This window comes from Bacillus sp. FSL M7-1345, assembly GCF_038006985.1.
Taxonomy (GTDB): Bacteria; Bacillota; Bacilli; order Bacillales; family Bacillaceae_G; genus Bacillus_A; species Bacillus_A cereus_U.
Window position 1 is genome coordinate 3,990,021 of sequence record NZ_JBBOWG010000001.1, and the last position, 21,475, is coordinate 4,011,495.

The following is a 21,475-nucleotide window of genomic DNA, read 5'->3' on the forward strand; positions in this document are numbered from 1 at the left end:
TACTTATTTATGATTACGAATCGTTTCAAACCATGTATATAGTTGCTGATATGTGCTATAAACCAATTCTTTCTCTAATTGTAAGTGGTTCATTTTCTCACGATATGTGTTCGATTCAATTAAATCACGCTTTTGTTTTTTGTCTGCCATAAAAATGACACCGTCTTTTATTGTAACAAATTCTAACTCAAAAAACACCTGTGTCATGAAATTTACTGTATCTTTTGACCAACCTTTATGACGACACAGTTGTTCCCCATATTGCTTTAAAGAAAATGGTGTTTTTTGGTTTAAGAAAGAATAGTACCATTTAAAATGTTCCCTCGTTGGGACCGTACTAAATAAATGATTGTTCTCTTGATAAAATAGCGTGTAAATTCGAGATGGAAATCCTACTTTAAATAAATCACGCAATTCATCTGTTCCTTTCGGCAAATCGAGTAACACAATATATTGATCATCTAAATGTGTTACCTCTGATGCATGCACGAGCTGTTCTTTATAGCCTTCTAAAGAAAACTTATTCAATACCTCTTCAGAAAAATACACCATGGTTATTTTTTCTTTCGGAAGTTCTGCTAAATTTGCTTCTACATTACGCATACTACGCCAGTCAAATAATTGCCATGCCTCTACAGCAATATCTTGCACCATTAATTGCGGCTTTTTAAAGTTATTCCATTCATTAATGGACACTTCTCCTACTACAGAAACCTTCGCAACTGGAGAGATTTCTTTCGCATAAGCACCAAATCCAAATCCAATTGTATCCAGTGTTGCTTGTCCCTCACGAAGAGCCATTTTCAAATGAGATCCATCAGATCCAATTGCACGGATACTTTCTAAGTCAGCATCTTTCACCGCAATACGCGGTTTCGGATTTCCTACGCCAAATGGCGCTAACTTTTGCATCTCCTCAATCGCGGCAAGCGTTACATCCTCTACTTTACAAAATGCATCCACTGCTGTAATCGGAATAAAATCTTCTTCTGTTAAAACTACATCTGCTTGCTCATTTAACCTGCGTCTTAATTCATCCACATCATTCATATTAAGCGTCATTCCCGCCGCCATCGGATGACCTCCGAAATGCGGTAACAATTCACGGCAATCTGAAAGGTTTGCAAACAAATCAAATCCTGCAATACTACGAGCCGATCCCTTTGCTGTTTCTTTATGAGGATCAATGCTTAATACAATCGTCGGACGATAAAAACGTTCAACTAACTTAGAAGCGACAATTCCAATTACCCCTGGATTCCAACCTTCTTTTGCAAGGACTAATACTTTATTTTCTTCCGGTGGGAATTTATTTTCGACTTCAGCGATAGCTTCTTCTGTAATTTGCTTTACAATATCTTTTCGAAGTGTGTTCAGCTCATCAATTTCTTCAGCTAGCTCTTTCGCTTCCTCTGGATTTTCTGATAATAAAAGGTGTACAGCAGGTGTTGCATCTTCCAAACGACCAACTGCATTAATACGAGGTGCGAGTGAGAATCCGATGCTTTCTTCTGTAATTTCGCTTTGCGAAACGTTAGCAACTTTAAATAACGCCTTTAAACCGATATTTCGAGTCATTCGCATATGCTTCAGTCCACGCTGTACTAACAATCTATTTTCACCGTGAAGCGATACTAAATCGGCTACCGTACCGATTACTGCAATTTCTAATAAATGCTCTGGTACACGGCCCAAAAGTGCATGTGCAACTTTAAATGCAACACCAACACCCGCTAAATAATGAAACGGATAAACACCGCCTTCTAATTTCGGATGAATAATCGCAAGTGCCTCTGGTAACTCTGGTGGCGGCTCATGATGATCTGTAATAATAAGATCTATCCCAAGTTCCTTCGCTACCTTCGCTTCATGTACCGCTGCGATACCAGTATCGACAGTAATAATTAGTGAGAACCCTGCACTGTGCGCCCAACGAAACGCTTCTTCATTTGGCCCATAGCCTTCAGTAAAACGATTTGGAATATAAAACTCTACTTCTGCACCTAATTCTTTGAGAGCAAGATATAACACAGTCGTACTACTTACTCCGTCCGCATCATAATCGCCAAATATTAATATTTGTTCTCCATTTTCAATGGCCTTTTTCACACGTTCTACAGTCCGATCCATTCCTTCAAGTAAAAATGGATCATGAAATTCTTGATCTGCTGTATTTAAAAAGTCTACAATCTTATCTTCTGTATTTAAGCCTCTACCGAGAAATAATGAAGTCACAAGAGGTGATAGTTGCAATTTATTTGCTAATTCACTCACTAGTTCCTCATTATATTCTTTTTCTTTCCAACGCGTCTTCGGTTGTAACACGAAATCACCCCTTAACCTATCCATTATACAAGACAGATTAAGGGGTGACAATATAATGCAAACTACGATTCGATATCTATATAATTAAATATCCGTTATGTTTAATTTGGAGAATACGGATTAATATGTACAAAAACATTTTGTACGTTATCTTGTTTCATAAGTTTTTCTTTTACATGTTTTCCGATGCGGTGACCTTCTTCTACAGTGATATATGGATCTACAGATACTTTAATATCAACAATAACATAGTGGCCATGTTCTCTTGCATATAAAGAGCCGATTTTTTTCACACCTTCCACTTGAAAAACTGCCTCCCTAAGCGGAACAACATCTTCTTCATGCAAAACATGATCAAGCGTTGCATGAATAGCTTCTGCTCCAATACTCCACGCCATCTTAGCAACGAGAATTGAGACAAATAATCCCGCAATTGGATCGGCATATACAAGCCAATCTATACCTAACTTACCGCCGATAATAGCTGCACAAATGCCGATTAAAGCTGCAATTGAAGAAAACACATCCGAACGATGTTCATATGCATTTGCAATAATTGCATCACTATTTATCCTCTTCCCTAACCGGAATTTATATTGAAACATTCCTTCTTTCACTACAATCGAAAGAATAACTGCAAAAATCGTAATTCCTTTTGGTGGTTCTAAATCTTGTGAAAAAGCTTTTATAGACGAAATCGCTATCTCTAGTCCAACAATAAATAATAATACCGCAACAATAATCGCTGAAATCGATTCCGCTTTACCATGACCATACGGATGATCTTCATCAGGCGGTTGCTTTGCTGCTCGTAATCCAAAAAGTACAGCTAACGAGCCAATTACATCTGATCCAGAATGCACCGCATCCGCTAAAAGTGCCTTACTGTTTCCAATATAACCGATTACCGCTTTTACAATCGCTAATATAATATTACCAACGATTCCGACAATAGCACCAAACTCGGCCTGTTTAAAACGTTCATCTTTTTCCATAATTAAAATCCCTTCTTTTCTTAACCTCTCTTTTTATCCCGCTTTAACGAGCAGTAAGACTCCCACTCATTAAAGTTTCACTTTATTGTAACAAAAATAAAGATAACATCACCACTTTCTTCCATTTATCTCCCCTTAAAAAAGGCGCTACTTTATTGTGTCCGCAAACGAAAAAGAGATGCCTCATATAGAGACATCATCTTTTTATATGTTTTATTTTTTATACTTGCGGTTCAGATACTTCTTTCTCAACCTTCTTCTTGTTTTTGCCCTTTTTCAAACGGCGGTTTTCAAGCATTAACCAAATTTGAGAAGCAACGAAAATAGAAGAGTACGTACCTACAACTAATCCAATTAATAATGCAAGTGAGAAGTTACGCAGTGATTCACTACCGAAAATAAGTAGTGCAATTACTGGGAATAACACTGTTAACACTGTATTAATTGAACGACCAATTGTTTGGCGAATACTTGAGTTTACGATTTCTTCTAAATCTTTTATATCGCGAACTCGTTTTTTCTGTTTGTATAACTCACGGTTTCTATCAAACGTAACGATTGAGTCATTGATAGAGTAACCAATAATCGTTAATACCGCAGCGATAAACGTTAAGTCTACCTCTATCTGGAAAAGACTAAACACAACAATCATAACGAACGCATCATGTAACAATGCGATTACCGCAGATAATGCATATGTAAAGCGGAAACGAATACTTACGTATAAGATGATAACCAATGAAGCTATCAGAACTGCGATAAATGCATTTCGTGCAATCTCTTTACCGATTGTCGGCGAAACTGTACTTACGTTTGGATCTGTACCATATTTATCGTGGAAGAATGTTTTTGTTTTCGCAATTTCATCTTTCGATAGAACACCTACTGTACGAACTGCGAAACCTTTATTGTCATCTCCGGTCGGTACAATATCTTCTTCCTTCACATCAATTTTCAATTCTGCTAAATCTTTATGAACGTCAGACACAGTAAGTGCTTGTTTTGATTGCAAGTCGATACGTGTACCACTTGCAAAGTCAATACCAAGATTCATTTTGAAGATCGGCAATATAATTGCCCCAGCAATTACAACTACAATTGAGAATAAGAAGAATTTATGACCGATATTTACGAAATTAATACGATCAAATCTCGTCGGTGGATGTACTACACCTTTTGTTAATGGAATAATATCCTTTTCCTTAACACCAAAGTAAGATAGTTTCTTATCAAAGTAACGGCTCTTTACAAGTAATCCAAGTAGGAAACGAGTACCGAATACGTTCGTAATGAAACCAACTAAAATACTTACGATTAAACTTGTTGCGAATCCTTTTACAGAGCTTGTACCGTAAACGAATAATACACCAGCTGCTGCAATTGTTGTAACGTTCGCATCTAAAATTGTCGCTAATGAACGATGGTTACCAGCACGGAATGCTGACATCATCGACTTACCAATTTTAAGCTCTTCCTTCAATCTCTCGTACGTAATGATATTCGCATCAACTGCGATACCTACCCCGAGCACTAATGCCGCAATACCTGGTAACGTAAGAACTGCATGCATCCAGTTAAAGACAAGCAGTGTAACGAAAATGTATAACCCTAACATAATAACCGCTACAAGTCCTGGTAAACGGTAGAATACAAGCATGAATAAGAAGATAATAGCAATACCGATCGCACTAGCGAAAATCGTTTGCTCTAATGCTTGTTGACCAAATTTCGCTCCAACAGATGTTGAATACATTTCTTTTAAATCAACAGGAAGTGCACCTGCATTTAATAACGATGAAAGTTCTTTCGCACTTTCAACTGTAAAGTTTCCACCTACGATAGATACTTCAGCTTGGTTAAATACTTGGCTTACTGTTGCTGCTGATAAAAACTTCGGATTCGGTTTTGCAGATTCTGCTTTATATGAATCTTTTCCTTCTTCAAAATCAAGCCAAATTACCATTAAATTCGTTGGTGGTGGCATTTTTGAAATCTTTTCAGTTACTTCACGGAATTTTTCAGCGCTTTTTAGTGTAAGACCTACGCTCGCACGGCCTTGCTCATCAAATGTTTGCTTCGCTCCGCCGCCTTTTAAATCCGTTCCGTCCATAAGAAGGTTATCATCCACATCACGGAATGTGAGTTTCGCTTGTGTTGATAACATTTCACGTGCTTTTTGCTGATCTTGTACACCAGCAAGCTGGACACGAATTCGATCTTCCCCTTCGATTTGAATGTTCGGCTCACTTACACCAAGAACATTGACACGATTTTCAAGAGCACCTACTGTACTTACAAGTGCATCCCGATCGATTTTATCACCTTTTTTGGCTGGTTTTACTTCATACAGAATTTCAAAACCACCGCGAAGGTCTAGTCCTAGACTAATTCCTTTTGCTATGTCTTTTCCTGCCGCACCAATTACTCCACCAATTAATAAAACGATGAGGAAAAAGGCGGCAATTCTTGTACCACGCTTTGCCATATGTACCCTCTTTCTGCTACTAACACTTTCAATAAATCTCTTACGATTCATTTTTGCACGTGTGCATACGCCTAGTTAGTAGACTTACTTTCTATAAAATACATGTATTTCCGCTAGTTCATCACTAGCTGTGTCGGTAAGCTTTTCACAATACCTACACTTTCATTATTTATTTTTCCTCTTCACTACCTCCTTTATATATAATCTTAGACATAATTAATTCCTCTTTATCAATACCTATCATTATACTGCAAAAGGAAGAACAAACCAATTACAGTCGGTTATTTATTTTCATATTCATCAAACGACCAAAGTGGCGCTTGATATGCTTCAACAGTTAAATAATTCATATATTCATTAGTACTTACTCTTAATACATCATTTACTAATTCATATAACCTAACATCACTGTCTATCTTTTTCCACTTTTTCGCCTTGAGAAACTTCCAAATATCATTATCTGTCACTCGGTCGTAACCGAACATTTGAAACTCTTCTACTTTACTTTCTAAAACGACTTGTAACTGTCCGCGGTATGATTCTACCAAAGCCTCTTTATCCAACATATATAACATCTCCTTCTTATTTCAGCACGAAAAGTCGCTTTTAATCCCGCTCTAATGGACAGTAATAACTTCTTTCAAGAGTACCATTCATACTTTACTCTCTTAAATGCTTGTCATTCTTGTCTCATACGTGCATATAAATTATTGTAAATCATTCCATTGATTTTGAGAAGGTAGGAGAAGAGTATGACGAGACAAAGCTTTTTAAAAGGTGCATTTATTTTAATGATAGCTGGCTTTATTACAAAAATTCTTGGATTTATTAACCGCATTGTAATGGCACGTATTTTAGGCGAAGAAGGCGTTGGCCTTTATATGATGGCTGTCCCCACCTTCATTTTAGCAATTACATTAACACAAATTGGTCTTCCTGTGGCAATCGCAAAATTTGTAGCAGAAGCGGAAGCAGTGAACGATAAACAAAGAGTTAAAAAAATATTAACTGTCTCGCTAGCCGTTACATCCATTATTAGTATCATTTTAACAATTGGGATTATGCTACTCACACCTATTTTAGCAAAAACATTACTAACAGATGAAAGAACTTACTATCCATTAATGGCTATTTTACCTGTCGTCCCTGTTATTGCAGTTTCTTCCGTTTTACGTGGTTATTTCCAAGGGAAACAAAATATGAAGCCGAGCGCTTATGCTCAAGTCATAGAACAAGTTGTCCGCATTACAATTATCGCTGTATGCATTCGGTTATTTTTACCTTACGGCGTAGAATATGCTGCAGCCGGTGCCATGCTATCAGCTGTTCTTGGCGAAGTTGCATCTTTATTATTTTTACTTACTTTATTCCAACGCGAAAAACATTTATCTATACGCTCTGGATTTTTCACTACTGTAAAGGAGAGCAAAAATACATTTTATTCCCTTATGGACATTGCTTTACCAACTACAGGAAGCCGTTTAATTGGTTCCGTTTCTTATTTCTTTGAACCTATCGTCGTTATGCAAAGCTTAGCGATCGCCGGCGTTGCTGCTTCTGTCGCCACTCAGCAATACGGTATATTAAACGGATATGCGTTCCCGCTTCTATCACTGCCAGCCTTTATTACATATGCTCTTTCTACAGCACTCGTCCCATCAATTAGCGAGGCAATGGCAAAGAGACAACACAAATTAGTGGAACACCGATTACAACAAGCGCTTCGAATTTCCTTAATAACCGGCGGATGGTCAGTCGTTATATTATATGTATTTGCTTCTCCAGTTTTAACTCTCATGTACGGATCAGACAACGCGGCCGCGTTCATCCAGCTTCTTGCACCTTGCTTTTTATTTCATTATTTCCAAAGTCCCCTTACATCTGTGTTGCAAGCTTTAAACTTAGCACGCGCTGCTATGATGAACACCTTTATTGGCGCTATCGTAAAATTAATCGTTATTTTTGCACTCGCTTCACGCCCAGAGTTCCAAATGATGGGGGTTGCCCTCGCCATCGCAGCAAATATAGTAACCGTAACATTCCTTCACTACGCCACTGTTTTAAAGAAAATTGCATTTACCATTTACGCAAAAGACTATATTTTCGGCGGAATTGCTATCGGGATTGCTGGTACCTTCGGTTTTTATCTTCATAAGCATATCGTTTTTTCTCATTCACTTGGCGTACAAACGTTATGGGAAATCACCTTAACAACAATCGTTTATATCGTTCTCCTCTTCGTTTTCAAACTCATTCGAAAAGAAGAATTAAGTCGTCTCCCTATCATTCGGAAACTTTCATTTTTGAAGTAAGCGGGCTTGCCATTCAAAATGGTAAGCCTCTAATTTTCTTTCAAATCAACAAAAAATTGTCCATTTTGAAAACTACAATATACAATCTGTTTCACATCTTTATAACCTAAGTTATTCAATTTCTCAACGAGCCACTCATTTGTATGCTCAATCATTTGCAAATGATTGTATTGAATTTCTCCATCAATAATTAGTGGGAGTGTAAAAATTGGTGTATCATTTTTGCTCTTTTTACTTTTTTGTTTTTGAAAGACAGATAACTTTCCAGATGGTTCTAAAATAGCGTATTCTACATCACGCACATCTCCGATTCCTTGCTCACGTAGTTGCATCAATAAATCATCTATGTTATATCGCTGCTTCCGCATCTTTTTTTCATCAATTTTACCTGCATTCACAAGAATCGCAGGCTCTCCTTCTATTAAATGCCGAAAACGCTGGAACTTTAAAGAAATGACCGACAAAATGATTTGTATACACATTAGAAAAATCATTGGAACTAATTGATGCCAAAGTGATTTATCTGTATTTTCAATTGCCACTACAGCCATTTCACCTAGCATAATGAATACAACCAAATCTAATACACTCAATTCTCCAATTTCACGTTTACCCATAAGACGAAAAATAATTAAAATGATTGTATACAAAAGCATTGTTCGTCCGATTATTGATACCCATTCCATTGCTACATCCCCTTTTTTTACTTATAGGCTCCCCTACAAAAAAGAAACTAGTCTAACTTAAACAAAATGAAAATATGCTTGTATTAAAAAGGGGGAATGCATAATGGATGGAACGAAAAAATTATCGGGTGCAATCGGCTTCGGTATTATTACCCTATTAATCCTCGCATCTATTACAAGTATGATCATGGCTCTTTTATTAAAATTTACGAATATTAATGAAGGGACATTAGTAATTACTATTTTTATACTAGCCCTTCTATCTATGCTTATGTCTGGATTTATTGCTGGTAAAAAGGCACAAGGAAAAGGTTGGTTAGTAGGTTTCACTACAGGGCTCACATTCACTCTTCTCGTCTTTCTCGTTAACTATTTAGGCTTCTCTCAAACTTTATCGAACTCACAGTTACTCTACCAATTAGCATTAATGGGCGCGAGTACACTCGGAGGTATTTTCGGTGTAAATATGTCAAAACAAAATAAGTAAAAAAAGGCCCTGCACATTTCATGCAGGGCCTTCATCATTAGTTTTTCACAACTTCACGAATCGCATTGCGATCGAAAGTTAAGTGTGAACCACCAGATTTAACAACGATTTTCGTTTCATCTACTGATTCGATTGTAGCGTGTAAACCACCGATTGTTACGATAGCATCACCTTTTTTGATTTCATTTTGCATTTGAGCAACTGCTTTTTGACGCTTTTGTTGCGGGCGAATTAATAAGAAATAGAAAATCGCAAACATCGCAACAATCATAACGATATTCATCATACCTGCATTCATCTTTTGTTCCTCCTTTTAAATTATGTATTAGAAGTTTTTAGCATTCGGTTTATTAAAGCCATACTGTTCAAAGAACTCTTCGCGGAAATCGCCAAGACGGTCTTCACGAATAGCTTGTCTCACCTGCTCCATTAAGTTTAACAGAAAATGAAGGTTGTGATAAGACGTTAAACGAATTCCGAACGTTTCATCGCATTTCATTAAGTGACGAATGTACGCACGAGAATAGTTTTTACATGTGTAGCAATCACAGTTCGGATCAAGTGGTCCGAAGTCTCTAGCGAATTTCGCGTTTTTCACAACTAGACGGCCTTCACTTGTCATACATGTACCGTTTCGAGCGATACGAGTTGGAAGTACACAGTCAAACATATCAACACCGCGAATCGCACCATCAATTAACGAGTCAGGAGAACCTACACCCATTAAGTAACGTGGCTTATCATCAGGAAGAAGTGGTGTTGTAAACTCAAGAACACGATTCATAATATCCTTCGGTTCACCAACAGATAGACCGCCTATAGCATAGCCAGGGAAGTCCATTGAAACAAGATCTTTCGCACTTTGGCGACGAAGTTCTTCAAACTCTCCGCCCTGTACTATACCGAATAAACCTTGATCCTGTGGACGTTCATGCGCCTTTAGACAACGCTCTGCCCAGCGGCTCGTACGCTCTACAGACTTCTTCATGTATTCAAAAGTAGCTGGGAACGGTGGGCACTCATCAAATGCCATCATGATATCTGAACCTAATGCATTTTGAATTTCCATCGCTTTTTCTGGTGATAAGAATAATTTATCTCCATTTAAGTGATTACGGAAATGAACACCTTCCTCTTCAATGCGGCGGAAGTCACTTAAGCTAAATACTTGGAATCCACCTGAATCCGTTAAAATTGCACGATCCCAGTTCATAAACTTATGCAAGCCACCTGCTTCACGAATAATTTCGTGGCCTGGACGTAGCCATAAATGATACGTATTGCTTAAAATAATGCCAGAATCCATTGCTTTTAATTCTTCTGGTGACATCGTTTTAACTGTTGCAAGTGTACCAACTGGCATAAAAGTTGGTGTATCAAATGAACCGTGTGGCGTATGTACTCGACCTAAACGCGCACCCGTTTGTTTACAAGTTTTAATAAATTCATAACGAATTGCTGTCATAATTTACTCCTTTTATTTGTTTCTCATTTTAGCGTGAGATGCAACGAACATCGCATCACCGAAGCTAAAGAAACGATATTTTTCTTTTACTGCTTCATTATAAGCATGAAGTACATTATCTCTATTTGCAAATGCACTTACAAGCATAATTAATGTTGATTTCGGCAAATGGAAGTTTGTAATTAAACCATCAATTGCTTTAAATTCGTATCCTGGGTACATAAAAATATCTGTCCAGCCAGAAGCGGCGCAAAGCTTACCACTATGATCTGTCGCAATCGTCTCTAACGTACGAGTTGATGTCGTACCTACTGTAATAATACGTCCGCCATTCTCTTTCACGCGGTTTAATAACGCAGCTGTCTCTTCAGACATATGGTAATACTCTGCGTGCATATGATGCTCTTCAATCGTATCTGCAGAAACTGGTCTAAATGTTCCAAGTCCTACATGGAGTGTAATGAATGCTAATTGAACGCCTTTTCCCTTCAATTTCTCAAGTAACTCTTCTGTAAAATGAAGCCCAGCTGTCGGTGCTGCTGCTGAACCGATTTCCTTCGCATATACCGTTTGATAACGATCGCGATCTTCCAGCGTCTCTTTAATATATGGAGGAAGAGGCATTTCTCCAAGCTCGTCTAAAATTTCATAAAAGATGCCGTCATATGAAAACTCAAGTTGACGCCCACCTTGATCTGCTGTTCCAATGCAAGTTGCTTTTAACTTTCCTTCACCAAAAGAGATAACAGTTCCTTCTTTTACACGCTTCGCTGGCTTTATAAGCGTTTCCCACTTATCGCCTTCTTCTTGTTTCAAAAGAAGTACTTCAATGTGTGCACCTGTATCTTCTTTCACACCGTGCAAGCGAGCAGGCATAACTTTCGTTTCATTTAAAACTAAGCAATCCCCCTCATGTAAGTAAGAAAGAATGTCCGTAAAATGTTTGTGCTCAATATCTCCTGTTTCACGGTCTAACATCATCAATCTTGATGTTTCACGCTCTTCAAGCGGAATTTGTGCAATGAGCTCTTCTGGTAAATGAAAATCAAACAAATTAATATCCATAACTGTATCCACCTATTTCTTATTTGAATCGATTTATTATATACATAATAAAAGATAATACAATACTTAACACAATACATGTAATGATAGGAAAATAAAAGGTAACGTTACCTTTTTTCACAAAAATATCGCCTGGAAGCCTTCCTATGAACTTCCAAGCTAATCCAGCAACAATGAGCAAAATACCAGCTGTAATAAGCAGCTTTGGCATCTCCGTCATACTTTGGGCATCTCCATTCCGAAATGCTCATATGCGAGCGGCGTTACGATCCGGCCTCTTGGCGTTCTTTGTAAAAAGCCAATTTGTAATAAATACGGCTCATACACATCTTCAATCGTATGCGATTCTTCCCCTATCGTTGCTGAAACAGTTTCTAATCCAACTGGACCACCGCGGAACTTTTCAATAATACCAAGCAGTAATTTATGATCGATATGATCAAGTCCTAATTTATCTACTTGTAATAGTTCTAACGCCATTTGTGTAATTTCCATCGCAATGGTTCCGTCACTGCGAACTTGTGCGAAGTCACGTACACGTCGTAATAGACGATTCGCAATACGAGGTGTACCACGGGCACGCCTTGCAATTTCTAATGCAGCTAACGAATCTATTTCAACTTCAAACACTTCTGCTGTACGTTCTACAATCGCAGAAAGCTGATCTACTGTATAGTACTCTAATCGTGAAAGTACACCAAAACGGTCACGAAGTGGTGCTGATAATGCACCTGCACGCGTCGTTGCCCCAACTAGCGTAAATGGAGGTAAGTCTAGACGTACAGAACGAGCTGACGGTCCTTTCCCAATAACGATATCAAGGCAAAAGTCTTCCATCGCTGGGTATAACACTTCTTCAATAGATCTATGCAAACGATGAATTTCATCAATAAATAATACATCCCCAGGCTGAAGTGCTGTTAATACAGCCGCTAAATCTCCTGGTCTTTCAATTGCGGGACCTGACGTTGTTCGAATGTTAACACCCATTTCATTGGCAATAATATTCGCAAGCGTCGTTTTACCAAGTCCAGGTGGTCCATATAAAAGTACGTGATCTAACGTTTCTTCACGCATTTTCGCCGCTTCAATAAAAACTTCTAAATTATGTTTCGCTTTATCTTGGCCAATATACTGACGGAGCGTCTGTGGCCGTAATGAATACTCTAAATCCGCATCTTCGTATCCAGATTCCCCTGAAAGGAGACGTTCGTCCATTATACTCACCTCTTACCATTTAGTAAAAGACTAAGTGCCTTTTTAATATATTGATCCGTTGTAAGTGATTCTTTTAATAATTCTGGTACAACGCGAGAAACTTCTCTCTCCGCGTAACCAAGTGCTCTTAGTGCTTCAAGTGCCTCATCAAGCTCAGTTGATGAACCTTTCTTCTGATCAAAACTTTCGGCATCCGAGAACAGATCAACAAACGCATCTGGCACGACATCTGCTAGTTTTCCTTTTAAATCTAAAATCATTTGGCGCGCTGTTTTCTTTCCGACACCTGGGAATTTCACTAAAAACTTCTCATCTTCATGTTCAATCGCTTGCACGACCTGTCCTGTTTGACCAGAAGCTAAAATTGCAAGAGCACCTTTTGGTCCAATCCCCGATACACCTAACAATTTTGTAAATAATAAACGCTCTTCACGTGTTTTAAATCCGTAAAGTGCCATAATATCTTCTCTCACATAATGATATGTATAGACACGAATTTCTTGCTTACTTCTTTGAAATACATACGGATTTGGTGTGAAAATTTGATAACCAATTCCATTATGATCAATTACGACATATTTCGGTCCTACATACTCCACGTAACCTGTAACATATTCAAACAAAATACGATCTCTCCCTCTCAAATCATGTATTCCATTTTAACATATTTAACAATAGAAAAGCGAGACTGCCCCAACAAATGTTCTCTATTTGAAACTTCTGTTATTTTCCATTGACAGAAAGTATAAAGCACCTTAATATACAGGAGTCAATAATGATTATCAATATTAATTAAAGGGGTTACATCAGGATGAAACAAAGGCTATTTATTTTATTTACTATTATGCTAGTTGTTCTTTCTATTGTTGGCTGTTCTTCTCAAAAAGAAGAATCCAAAGCAAAAGAACAACCGAAAACGAAAGTTGTAAAACATGCTAAAGGGGAAGCAACAATTCCAGTTAATCCAAAGAGAATTGTTGACTTATCTGGATCAACAGAGGAATTATTAATCCTTGGACATAAACCTGTTGGCACAGCGAACACATATAAAGATAAAATCCAAAATCACTTAACAGACAAGCTAGACGGAGTAAAAGCAGTCGGCTGGTACTGGGCGCCTAAAGTTGACCTAGAGGCTGTTACTGCTTTAAAACCAGACTTAATTATTTTAAACAATCGTCAATTGAAAATTTATGATCAACTAGAAAAAGTTGCACCGACAGTTGTTCTAGAAACAAATCTAGAAGACTGGCGCGGTAAGTTTAAAGAAGTAGGTAAACTATTTGACGAAGAGAAGAAAGCTGACAAATGGATTGCAGACTACGATAAAAAAGCAGAGTCTTTATCTAAAAAAATTAAAGAAAAAACAAAAGATGAGAACTTTATGTTCGTTGCAGTAACACCACAAAACTTCCGTGTATACGGTAGCTTCGGATATGGTGACATACTCTTTAACGATTTAAAGCTTCCAGCAACAAAAGGTACAGATTTAAAACAAACGATGGCACAAGTATCACTAGAAGGTCTTGTTGCATTCCAGCCTGATCAAATGTTTATTGTAAACTTCGGCGGAGAAGCTGATAAAGTGTACGAAGACTATAAAAACAGTGCCGTTTGGAAAGATAATAAAGCAGTAAAAAATAATCACGTATATGAAGTATCAAATGAATCCTTCAATACGAAAGCCTTCAATCCAATCGGAAAAGATATGCTAATTGATGAAATCGCAAAAGAGATTTTAGCTAAGAATAAATAAGAAAAAGCAGCTCACCCTGAGCTGCTTTTTTTCTTATTTTGCACTGCGTACTGCTTCATTTTTTCGATTGTCTTTACAAAACCTTCTTTTGATTTTATGCGAATACCACGTTTCAATTCCGCACGCTCATAACTTTCAAGCTTTTTCATATCAATTTGAAAGAAGGAATGGATCGCGTTATCACTTTTCGGTACCCCTTTGAAAATTTGCAATATCCCTTCCTCTGAAACACCAAAATAACCGCTCGTTTTCAGTAAAGGAGAAATATCATCCACTTTCTTTTGTAATACGATTTGCACATCATCACGATCAACAAGTTGCCATTCTTTATATTGCTGCAAAAACTTTTCTAAATCCGCTACTTTTTCTGTCAGTATTTCCTCGCTTACTTCTCCATCAACATACATACGCTCTAATAAAATTGTAACTGCAGGTTCTTTTTCTGTTATTTCTGCCCTCACATCGGATCCATAAGCTAAGCAAAACATCATAACGAAAGCTTGCACTGCAATTAGTATCCATTTCATTTCCGTTCACCTCTTCTAGGCAAAATCATACTTTCATTTGTAGCTTTTCCGGAAATGGGGGTTTTATCCATATAAAAAATCGCATTAAATTTCTAAGGAAAATAAAAAATGCAGATAAGAATTTATCCTATCTGCATGTATCATTTACTTTTATATAAAATGAAAGACGCCTGCAAAGCAGGCGTCTTGATGCGTTTACGGCGAGAAACCAGGCGACCACATTCGCGTGTTTAGCACTTAAGCATATCTCTCGACTTACGTAAATTAGCTCATCGCTTTGCTAATATAACATTAATAATGTATAACTGCAACATGTTTATAAAAATATTTCATTTCCTCTTCCATCCAAATAATTTTATGTAAATTATAAATTGATAATTGTAACATATATGTTACAATTAGTATGACAGCGAAATCATAATAAACAGGAGATGGATATTGTGAAAAAAATAAAGGATGAACGTCTCATTCTTCAAACGTTAAAAAACATACGTATTGCCTTTCTTTTTCAATACATTGGTATAATTGGAATTTTAGGCTATATTGGATTCACTGAAGGAGCTAATCAAATTACGAAATCTCCATTATGGTTATTATTTATTCTTACAAGTATGTTATTTAGTTATTTACAGTTAAGTGTTTCAATAGATGTAGAAGAAAGTGAAAAGGAAATAAAGTTAACTCCTTATTACAAACTTGTCTTACGCTCTCTTATTGTTGGAATTATCATAGCTATTATTTATATCATTTTCAGTCCAGAAAGACCTCTGTTTGAAGCCATTCTAACAGGTAGTATTTTCTTCATATGCTTTTTAGTTTCTTACTCCGTTAGTTATTTTATTAAAAAACGTCGTTTACAAGACGAAGATGAATAAAGAGGAAGGGCTATCCCTTCCTCTTTGATTTGTTATCGTACTGTACCAGTCAGACCGTAACGAATATCTCGGAACATATTTGTTATGTCACGATTAAAATCGTTTGTAACTGTACCGTTACGTAGACGTGTACTCATTGCATCGACACGAGTAAACATGTCATTTCTTACAGAAACATATACGTTTCTATTTCCAACTTCATTTACAACAGCTTGACGAATTTCGTTCGCCATCGCTGTTTCATTTGTCGCTGGATTACGTGGTTTTACCGCAATCGCTACATCGTTTCCATATACAACTGTAGAAACTCGATCTACGTTATTCATACGTTTTACACGATTCGTAATTTTCTCCGCAGTTTTACCATCATTGTTAATGTATGAATTGTTCATTGTAATATTACGGGTTGGATGCGGATTAGCAATTTGCCCATTGTAATTTACATCACGGTAATAATTATTATATCCTGTATCGTTACGACCGTTTCTATATGTTACATAATCTGTAGAACGATCGTTACGCGTTACATTATCACGATATGGCTGTGTATCATTATAAGATGTACGCTCGTAATTATAGTTACGTCCATCCATCGCATTATTATCTTTCGGTGTACCACATGCAGCTAATGCACTGGTAACTAACAAAGAAGCAGCAATAACTTTTACTTTCGTATTCAATACAAAAACCCCCCTTGTTAGAATGAACTTCTCTTTCGAAAAGCTCCCCCTTATGATGAGTAATAGAGAGGGTTTTTACACTGTTAATATTTCACTAGGAATTTTCTAGCACTTAATGTAAGTTCACCATATTCCTGACTATCATGAATACAAAAAAGGTGGGAATAACCCCACCTTTTTTAAACTTCCTCTTCATCCTCTTCTTCTGAAACTGGTTCACCAAATACATTTGGTGGGTCCGGCTGATAATACATCGTTCCTGGCTGCGGTGCATATGCTGGCTGAGTCGGTTGATAATATAAAGGATTGGCGTATTGTGGTCCACCCGGTTGCGGACTATATAACCTACTCTCTCCTCCGCATCCACAATCTTCTTCCCCTTGTACGAGTGGTGGCATATTATTATCCATTGGCATCATATTTGGATTTGGCATAGAAGTATATTGCGGTGCCATTTGTTGATACGGCATTTGATTGTATGGATTTTGTTGCTGATAATGCGGATATTGCGGCATCATTGGCTGTTGATATGGCATTTGATATGGCATCATATTTGGCGGTTGATTGTTATCCATTATCGGCATCATGTTTGGCATTTGGTTGTTATCCATTATCGGCATCATGTTCGGCATTTGATTGTTATCCATTATCGGCATTATATTTGGCATTTGACTGTTATCCATTATCGGCATCATGTTCGGCATTTGGTTGTTATCCATTATCGGCATCATGTTCGGCATTTGGTTATTATCCATTATCGGCATCATGTTCGGCATTTGGTTATTATCCATTATCGGCATCATGTTCGGCATTTGGTTGTTATCCATTATCGGCATCATGTTCGGCATTTGATTGTTATCCATTATCGGCATCATGTTCGGCATTTGGTTGTTATCCATTATCGGCATCATGTTCGGCATTTGGTTGTTATCCATTATCGGCATCATGTTCGGCATTTGATTGTTATCCATTATCGGCATCATGTTCGGCATTTGATTGTTATCCATTATCGGCATCATGTTCGGCATTTGATTGTTATCCATTATCGGCATCATGTTCGGCATTTGATTGTTATCCATTATCGGCATCATGTTTGGCATTTGATTGTTATCCATTATCGGCATCATGTTTGGCATTTGGTTATTATCCATTATCGGCATTATATTTGGTGGTTGATTGTTATCCATTATTGGCATTATATTTGGTGGTTGATTGTTATCCATTATTGGCATTATATTTGGTGGTTGATTGTTATCCATTATTGGCATTATGTTCGGCACTTGAATATTAGGCGGTATTACTTGCGGGATAATAACACTTTCTTTTGATACGTTTGGTGAGACTATGTTCCCTACATTCTCTTTCTTCACTTGCGGCGACACTATGCTTCCTACATTTTCTTTTTTCACTTGCGGCGACACTATATTCCCTACATTCTCTTTCTTCACTTGCGGCGACACTATATTCCCTACATTCTCTTTCTTCACTTGCGGCGACACTATACTTCCTACATTTTCTTTTTTCACTTGCGGTGAGACTATGCTTCCTACATTTTCTTTCTTCACTTGCGGTGAGACTATATTCCCTACATTTTCTTTCTTCACTTGCGGTGACACTATGTTTCCTATATTTTCTTTTTTCACTTGCGGTGAGACATTTCCTATATTTTCTTTTTTCGTTTGCGGAGAAATGACGTTGTTAGGTTTCATTTTATTAATTTGAGGAGCAATTAACTCGCTTCCTTTTTTTATTACATCTGAAATTTTATATTCTTTTTTCGCTTTAATTGGCGGTTGCGGTGGCTGTGGCAATACATTAATGGAAAATTTAGTGTTCTCCTTCGTAGTTGGCTTTTGTTTTTCTATAACAGATGGTTTTTGAATGACTGACGGTTTTTCAACTGGCTTCTCTTTTTGAATCGGAATTTCTTTTTGCACTTCTTTTTGTGGCTGCACCTGTACTTCTTTTTGTGGTTTCACCTGTATTTCTTTTTGCGGTTTTACCTGTATTTCTTTTTGCGGTTTTACCTGTATTTCTTTTTGCGGTTTTACCTGCATTTCTTTTTGCGTTTGTTGCATAGCTGGCTGCTGTGTAATAGGTGCTGATTGGTACATAATTTCATCTTCATCTTCTATTCCGAGCGGGGTTGGTGTTGATGCAAACTCTTTTTGCTGTACCTCTTTTACATATTGTTTCGGGGGCGCTGAACCCGATCCAGTCTGTTGCTTCACATGAACGCTATTCGATGGCACTTTAATTTTCATCCCTGGCATAATTAGGTCTGGATTGCTAAGCTGTGTATTTGTTTTTTTTAGCGTCTCAAAATCCACTCCGTACTTTTTTGCAATTTTCCAAAGAGTCTCCCCTTTTTGCACGATATGAATTTTCAAATTTTCCCCCTCCTGTATAACTTATCTATAAGTAAAAAACACTTTGAAGTAACACTTTCTAAACAACATTAACTTCTTTTACTTTTATCACTTCTTCTATTTTCAATATGATTCGAAGTGGAATACGCATAGAAAAATCGCAATGATTTCCTCAACACAATGTATGCCTCTTTCGTTCTTGTTATGATTATATGTACGAAAAAAAGCAACGGAAATTCCGCTGCTTTAAACACGCTCTAACATACGATTTAATGCAAGAACTGCCTCTTCTGTTACTTGTTTCTCCACACGAATAACGTTAATCTGTTCTCCTCTTTCTATGTTCTCAAGTGCCCATAATAGGTGAGGTAAGTCAATTCGGTTCATTGTTAAACAAGGACACATAAACGGATTTAGCGAAATAATTTCTTTATCAGGGTGTTGCTGAATAATTCGGTTCACTAAATTCATCTCTGTACCAATCGCCCACTTACTTCCCGCTGGAGCAGCCTCTATCATATCAATGATATATTTCGTTGATCCTGCATAATCAGAAGCCGCAACAACTTCATAACAACATTCAGGGTGAACAATAATATTCATATCCGGATGATTTTTTCGCACATTTTCAATATTTTTCACAGTGAAATTTTGATGAACAGAACAATGGCCTTTCCATAAAATCACTTGAATTTCTTCTATATCTCCATCGTACTCTAACGAATCTGTATGCGGGTTCCACACTGCCATTTTTTCTAACGGAATACCTAAATCATACGCTGTATTTCTTCCTAAATGTTGGTCTGGTAAAAAGACGAGACGCTCTTTTTGTGTAAACGCCCAAGACACCATTTGTTTTGCATTAGAAGAGGTTACTGTTGCCCCTCCATTACGACCACAAAACGCTTTAATCGCAGCTGTTGAATTTACATACGTTAATGGAATCATCGTATCCCCAAATAATTTCGTGAGCTCTTTCCACGCTCTTTCTGTTTGTTCAATATCTGCCATATCTGCCATAGAACAGCCGGCACGCATATCTGGTAAGATGACAATTTGATCATCTGTCGTTAACATATCTGCCGTTTCTGCCATAAAGTGCACACCACAAAACACAATATATTTTGCCTCTTTATTATTCGCTGCAACTTGCGCGAGTTGAAGTGAGTCCCCTGCTGCATCTGAAAATTGCACCACTTCATCTTTTTGATAATGATGTCCCGGAATAAATAGTAATGCCCCCATTTTTCCTTTAATTTCACGGACACGCTCTTCCATCTCTAATGTAGACATCGTTTGATAACGCTCTGGTAACATGACTTCGATTGGCTGAACTTTCTCTAAAATACCCATTTATGATTCTCCCCCTCTAAACCACTCTCACTAGGCCTCAATATTAAAACTAATATCAAGTGCTTTCACTGAATGTGTTAACGCTCCAAGTGAAATATAATCTACCCCTGTTTTTCCGTATTTTGATAAATCTTCAATTGTAATACCACCTGAAGCCTCCGTAACGATGGCACTTGGTACAATTTTTGAAAACTCACGAATCTCTTCTGGCGTACGATTATCGAACATAATAACATCTGCGCCGGCCTCTACCGCTTCTCTTACTTGCGCCTCTGTCTCTGTTTCGACTTCTACTTTCACCATATGTCCCAATCTTTCTTTCACCGATGTAACAGCTTTTGTAATCGAGCCAGCAAAAGCGATATGATTATCTTTAATCATGACACCATCATATAAACCGAATCTGTGGTTAAATCCGCCCCCGCATACTACCGCATATTTATCAAACATACGTAGTCCTGGCATCGTTTTTCTCGTATCACAAATGCGTGTATGACTGCTATCTAAAGCAAAAACCGCCTTACGTGTCATCGTCGCTATCCCGCTCATACGCTGAATAACGTTTAATATAACGCGCTCTGCCGTTAATAATGATGCGATTGGGCCTTGCACGATTGCAATTATTTCGCCTTTTTCTACAAGATCCCCATCTTTTTTATGAAGTTCAACTTCAATTCTCTGATCAATTAATTTAAATCCTTCTTCAATTACTAAGCGCCCTGCAAATACCCCTGTATCCTTTACAAGAAACGTTCCTTTCGCAAGTGCATTATCGGGAAAGATAAGCTGAGATGTTACATCTCTTTCTCCTATATCTTCTAGAAAAAATCGATTTAATGCTTCCTTAACTTTTAACGTATTCATAAAACCCCTCTTC

19 protein-coding genes and 1 pseudogene are annotated in these 21,475 nt (G+C 37.5%); 4 read left to right on the plus strand and 16 right to left on the minus strand.

Annotation, left to right across the window (positions count from 1 at the left end; all coding sequences use genetic code 11):
* Positions 1 to 3: 3 nt before the first annotated feature.
* The 4 genes from recJ to MHB76_RS20880 all read right to left on the minus strand — a co-directional run bounded on the left by recJ (position 4) and on the right by MHB76_RS20880 (position 6,371).
* On the minus strand, positions 4 to 2,325 hold the full coding sequence (gene recJ / locus MHB76_RS20865) for a single-stranded-DNA-specific exonuclease RecJ (RefSeq protein ID WP_016106220.1): 2,322 nt from the start codon (positions 2,323 to 2,325) through the stop codon (positions 4 to 6).
* 101 nt (positions 2,326 to 2,426) lie between these two features.
* Positions 2,427 to 3,320, minus strand: coding sequence for a cation diffusion facilitator family transporter (locus MHB76_RS20870; RefSeq protein ID WP_016106221.1), 894 nt, complete (start codon positions 3,318 to 3,320; stop codon positions 2,427 to 2,429).
* Positions 3,321 to 3,540: 220 nt separating this feature from the next.
* A complete protein-coding gene (gene secDF / locus MHB76_RS20875) occupies positions 3,541 to 5,805 on the minus strand; it encodes a protein translocase subunit SecDF (RefSeq protein ID WP_078172772.1) in 2,265 nt (754 codons plus the stop codon).
* A 281-nt stretch (positions 5,806 to 6,086) separates the two neighbouring features.
* A complete protein-coding gene (locus tag MHB76_RS20880; RefSeq protein ID WP_002112000.1) occupies positions 6,087 to 6,371 on the minus strand; it encodes a post-transcriptional regulator in 285 nt (94 codons plus the stop codon).
* Between the two features lie 186 nt (positions 6,372 to 6,557).
* Here MHB76_RS20880 and spoVB point away from each other — a divergent pair, with 186 nt between their 5' ends.
* Positions 6,558 to 8,117, plus strand: a complete 1,560-nt coding sequence (gene spoVB, locus MHB76_RS20885) for a stage V sporulation protein B (protein WP_002112001.1) — start codon at positions 6,558 to 6,560, stop codon at positions 8,115 to 8,117.
* 29 nt (positions 8,118 to 8,146) lie between these two features.
* Here spoVB and MHB76_RS20890 read toward each other — a convergent pair whose 3' ends face one another.
* Complete coding sequence (locus MHB76_RS20890; protein WP_002112002.1) at positions 8,147 to 8,803, minus strand: DUF421 domain-containing protein; 657 nt, start codon at positions 8,801 to 8,803, stop codon at positions 8,147 to 8,149.
* A 103-nt stretch (positions 8,804 to 8,906) separates the two neighbouring features.
* On the opposite strand from MHB76_RS20890, the gene MHB76_RS20895 reads away from it, so the two are divergent.
* Complete coding sequence (locus MHB76_RS20895) at positions 8,907 to 9,290, plus strand: TIGR04086 family membrane protein (RefSeq protein WP_002122721.1); 384 nt, start codon at positions 8,907 to 8,909, stop codon at positions 9,288 to 9,290.
* Positions 9,291 to 9,327: 37 nt separating this feature from the next.
* On the opposite strand, the gene yajC is transcribed toward MHB76_RS20895, so the two are convergent.
* From yajC to ruvA, 6 genes are read right to left on the minus strand one after another with little or no spacing between them, the layout of a single operon-like run.
* On the minus strand, positions 9,328 to 9,588 hold the full coding sequence (yajC, locus tag MHB76_RS20900) for a preprotein translocase subunit YajC (protein ID WP_002034132.1): 261 nt from the start codon (positions 9,586 to 9,588) through the stop codon (positions 9,328 to 9,330).
* A gap of 27 nt (positions 9,589 to 9,615) precedes the next feature.
* The gene (tgt, locus tag MHB76_RS20905) at positions 9,616 to 10,755 is read right to left on the minus strand and encodes a tRNA guanosine(34) transglycosylase Tgt (RefSeq protein ID WP_002015319.1); all 1,140 of its coding nucleotides are present in this window, start codon (positions 10,753 to 10,755) and stop codon (positions 9,616 to 9,618) included.
* A gap of 12 nt (positions 10,756 to 10,767) precedes the next feature.
* The gene (gene queA / locus MHB76_RS20910) at positions 10,768 to 11,820 is read right to left on the minus strand and encodes a tRNA preQ1(34) S-adenosylmethionine ribosyltransferase-isomerase QueA (protein WP_078172771.1); all 1,053 of its coding nucleotides are present in this window, start codon (positions 11,818 to 11,820) and stop codon (positions 10,768 to 10,770) included.
* Between the two features lie 19 nt (positions 11,821 to 11,839).
* Positions 11,840 to 12,040, minus strand: a complete 201-nt coding sequence (locus tag MHB76_RS20915) for a DUF2905 domain-containing protein (protein WP_002112011.1) — start codon at positions 12,038 to 12,040, stop codon at positions 11,840 to 11,842.
* Positions 12,037 to 13,038, minus strand: a complete 1,002-nt coding sequence (gene ruvB / locus MHB76_RS20920) for a Holliday junction branch migration DNA helicase RuvB (RefSeq protein ID WP_000344470.1) — start codon at positions 13,036 to 13,038, stop codon at positions 12,037 to 12,039. Before ruvB ends, MHB76_RS20915 begins: the two co-directional genes overlap by 4 nt.
* Positions 13,039 to 13,043: 5 nt before the next feature.
* Positions 13,044 to 13,661 carry a Holliday junction DNA helicase RuvA gene (ruvA, locus tag MHB76_RS20925; protein WP_340987560.1) on the minus strand — a complete coding sequence of 206 codons (618 nt, stop codon included), beginning with the start codon at positions 13,659 to 13,661 and terminating at the stop codon, positions 13,044 to 13,046.
* A gap of 188 nt (positions 13,662 to 13,849) precedes the next feature.
* On the opposite strand from ruvA, the gene MHB76_RS20930 reads away from it, so the two are divergent.
* Complete coding sequence (locus MHB76_RS20930) at positions 13,850 to 14,794, plus strand: iron-hydroxamate ABC transporter substrate-binding protein (RefSeq protein WP_078172770.1); 945 nt, start codon at positions 13,850 to 13,852, stop codon at positions 14,792 to 14,794.
* Between the two features lie 11 nt (positions 14,795 to 14,805).
* Here MHB76_RS20930 and MHB76_RS20935 read toward each other — a convergent pair whose 3' ends face one another.
* Positions 14,806 to 15,321, minus strand: coding sequence for a BofC C-terminal domain-containing protein (locus tag MHB76_RS20935; protein ID WP_002160376.1), 516 nt, complete (start codon positions 15,319 to 15,321; stop codon positions 14,806 to 14,808).
* 431 nt (positions 15,322 to 15,752) lie between these two features.
* Between MHB76_RS20935 and MHB76_RS20940 the strand changes: the two genes are divergently transcribed.
* The gene (locus MHB76_RS20940; RefSeq protein ID WP_078179603.1) at positions 15,753 to 16,196 is read left to right on the plus strand and encodes a branched-chain amino acid ABC transporter substrate-binding protein; all 444 of its coding nucleotides are present in this window, start codon (positions 15,753 to 15,755) and stop codon (positions 16,194 to 16,196) included.
* Between the two features lie 32 nt (positions 16,197 to 16,228).
* On the opposite strand, the gene MHB76_RS20945 is transcribed toward MHB76_RS20940, so the two are convergent.
* From MHB76_RS20945 to nadC, 4 genes and pseudogenes are all read right to left on the minus strand, one after another.
* The gene (locus tag MHB76_RS20945) at positions 16,229 to 16,876 is read right to left on the minus strand and encodes a YhcN/YlaJ family sporulation lipoprotein (protein WP_078172769.1); all 648 of its coding nucleotides are present in this window, start codon (positions 16,874 to 16,876) and stop codon (positions 16,229 to 16,231) included.
* 2,233 nt (positions 16,877 to 19,109) lie between these two features.
* Positions 19,110 to 19,266: pseudogene (gene safA, locus MHB76_RS26350) on the minus strand (SafA/ExsA family spore coat assembly protein); the annotation flags it as partial.
* A gap of 225 nt (positions 19,267 to 19,491) precedes the next feature.
* Positions 19,492 to 20,598 (minus strand): quinolinate synthase NadA, encoded by a 1,107-nt coding sequence (nadA, locus tag MHB76_RS20955; protein WP_016106227.1) that lies wholly within the window; start codon positions 20,596 to 20,598, stop codon positions 19,492 to 19,494.
* A gap of 30 nt (positions 20,599 to 20,628) precedes the next feature.
* A complete protein-coding gene (gene nadC / locus MHB76_RS20960) occupies positions 20,629 to 21,462 on the minus strand; it encodes a carboxylating nicotinate-nucleotide diphosphorylase (protein ID WP_078172767.1) in 834 nt (277 codons plus the stop codon).
* Positions 21,463 to 21,475: the final 13 nt, after the last annotated feature.

What these genes read in the sequence shown, in the direction of transcription:
- MHB76_RS20870 (WP_016106221.1), bottom strand. Translation starts at nt 3,320, where the DNA reads ATGGAAAAAGATGAACGTTTTAAACAGGCCGAGTTTGGTGCTATTGTC.
- secDF (WP_078172772.1), bottom strand. Translation starts at nt 5,805, where the DNA reads ATGGCAAAGCGTGGTACAAGAATTGCCGCCTTTTTCCTCATCGTTTTA.
- MHB76_RS20880 (WP_002112000.1), bottom strand. Translation starts at nt 6,371, where the DNA reads ATGTTGGATAAAGAGGCTTTGGTAGAATCATACCGCGGACAGTTACAA.
- spoVB (WP_002112001.1), top strand. Translation starts at nt 6,558, where the DNA reads ATGACGAGACAAAGCTTTTTAAAAGGTGCATTTATTTTAATGATAGCT.
- MHB76_RS20890 (WP_002112002.1), bottom strand. Translation starts at nt 8,803, where the DNA reads ATGGAATGGGTATCAATAATCGGACGAACAATGCTTTTGTATACAATC.
- MHB76_RS20895 (WP_002122721.1), top strand. Translation starts at nt 8,907, where the DNA reads ATGGATGGAACGAAAAAATTATCGGGTGCAATCGGCTTCGGTATTATT.
- yajC (WP_002034132.1), bottom strand. Translation starts at nt 9,588, where the DNA reads ATGAATGCAGGTATGATGAATATCGTTATGATTGTTGCGATGTTTGCG.
- tgt (WP_002015319.1), bottom strand. Translation starts at nt 10,755, where the DNA reads ATGACAGCAATTCGTTATGAATTTATTAAAACTTGTAAACAAACGGGT.
- queA (WP_078172771.1), bottom strand. Translation starts at nt 11,820, where the DNA reads ATGGATATTAATTTGTTTGATTTTCATTTACCAGAAGAGCTCATTGCA.
- MHB76_RS20915 (WP_002112011.1), bottom strand. Translation starts at nt 12,040, where the DNA reads ATGACGGAGATGCCAAAGCTGCTTATTACAGCTGGTATTTTGCTCATT.
- ruvB (WP_000344470.1), bottom strand. Translation starts at nt 13,038, where the DNA reads ATGGACGAACGTCTCCTTTCAGGGGAATCTGGATACGAAGATGCGGAT.
- MHB76_RS20930 (WP_078172770.1), top strand. Translation starts at nt 13,850, where the DNA reads ATGAAACAAAGGCTATTTATTTTATTTACTATTATGCTAGTTGTTCTT.
- MHB76_RS20935 (WP_002160376.1), bottom strand. Translation starts at nt 15,321, where the DNA reads ATGAAATGGATACTAATTGCAGTGCAAGCTTTCGTTATGATGTTTTGC.
- MHB76_RS20940 (WP_078179603.1), top strand. Translation starts at nt 15,753, where the DNA reads ATGGATATTGTGAAAAAAATAAAGGATGAACGTCTCATTCTTCAAACG.
- nadA (WP_016106227.1), bottom strand. Translation starts at nt 20,598, where the DNA reads ATGGGTATTTTAGAGAAAGTTCAGCCAATCGAAGTCATGTTACCAGAG.
- nadC (WP_078172767.1), bottom strand. Translation starts at nt 21,462, where the DNA reads ATGAATACGTTAAAAGTTAAGGAAGCATTAAATCGATTTTTTCTAGAA.